This is a genomic window from Stenotrophomonas maltophilia group sp. RNC7, assembly GCF_030910085.1.
GTDB classification, from domain to species: domain Bacteria; phylum Pseudomonadota; class Gammaproteobacteria; order Xanthomonadales; family Xanthomonadaceae; genus Stenotrophomonas; species Stenotrophomonas sepilia.
On record NZ_JAVFVN010000183.1, the window covers coordinates 1 to 358 of the forward strand.

Annotated in this window: 1 protein-coding gene; it reads right to left on the minus strand. The window is 36.9% G+C overall.

The features are described from left to right. Positions 1-101: 101 nt before the first annotated feature. The coding region (locus RCF13_RS02385; protein WP_308140806.1) for a helix-turn-helix transcriptional regulator at positions 102-358 on the minus strand (257 nt) is incomplete at its 5' end.

The following is a 358-nucleotide window of genomic DNA, read 5'->3' on the forward strand; positions in this document are numbered from 1 at the left end:
TTGTTTTCTCTGGGGTATATGCCCCGAATTTAGTTACTCTCGGTCTGCCTTTCGCTACTGGCTCACCAGGAATAATAAGTTTAATCATTGTATTTCTCCCTTCAAACTCTTTCCCATCTAACTTCGTAAAAATATTTTTGAGGAAAGTTGTATAAATTCTGTAATCCAAATATTAATTGTTTGGGGATTTCTTCATGTCCATTTTCATACAACCCCAACAGTCGTTCCGAAATACCCAATTGCTCTGCTGCATACTTTCTGCCTATGTCTCTATATAGTCTTGCTTCTCTTAATCTTTCAGGGACTATAAAATCAACTGTTTCTGTTTTTGTGTGTTTCACTCTTGGATCATGGTAGC